Genomic DNA, 284 nt, shown 5'->3' on the forward strand with positions numbered 1-284 from the left:
TTGCAGTTTGACCTGCCGTGAACGTTTCTGGTGTACCGTCATTATTAGTGTCAACTGTAAAGCCTGTGAGCGTGATTGCACCATCACCAGACGTTAAACCACTATCAATCACATTGCCTGATTTAGGGGTATCTTCAGGCGTAGTAACAGCCTCATCCGTATCAACGAACACATCGTTGACAGGCGTCACCGTAATATCTAATGTGCTAGTGTCACCCACTGAAGTGCCATTGTCATCAGTCAAGCTATAAGTGACTGTTGGAACAGTGCCGTTGTAGTTAGCA

General features: G+C 45.8%; 1 protein-coding gene. It reads right to left on the reverse strand.

Annotated features, from left to right (window positions below; all coding sequences use genetic code 11):
* The coding region (locus tag ICN28_RS09460; RefSeq protein ID WP_216288268.1) for a hypothetical protein at positions 1 to 284 on the reverse strand (284 nt) is incomplete at both ends.

This window comes from Polynucleobacter sp. 30F-ANTBAC, from assembly GCF_018882385.1.
Classification (GTDB): Bacteria; Pseudomonadota; Gammaproteobacteria; order Burkholderiales; family Burkholderiaceae; genus Polynucleobacter.